Genomic DNA, 279 nt, shown 5'->3' on the forward strand with positions numbered 1-279 from the left:
GTCCAAATATGCACACTTTTAGCGTTAATTGCTTCAGCTAATAATGCAGCGCTGTAGTCTGAACCACCACGTCCTAGCGTTGTTGTTTGGCCGTATTCGTCACTGCCAATAAATCCTTGAGTCACAATTACTTGAGCGTCTAACAGCGGGATTAAATGTTCTTTAGCAGCTTGCGCTGTGGCTGCAACATTGGGCGTTGCTTTGCCAAATTGGCTGTCGGTTTTAAGCACCTTGCGCACATCAAAGCGATCGGCATTTAAACCTTGTAAACGCAGTACC

The 279-nt window shown here is 45.9% G+C and carries 1 protein-coding gene; it reads right to left on the reverse strand.

The window, feature by feature from the left end; translation table 11 throughout:
- Window positions 1–279: amino acid kinase family protein (locus AAEY57_RS19770; RefSeq protein WP_502935506.1), on the reverse strand; the 279-nt coding region annotated here is incomplete at both ends.

It is taken from the genome of Pseudoalteromonas sp. MER144-MNA-CIBAN-0113, assembly GCF_040308965.1.
Classification (GTDB): Bacteria; Pseudomonadota; Gammaproteobacteria; order Enterobacterales; family Alteromonadaceae; genus Pseudoalteromonas; species Pseudoalteromonas tetraodonis.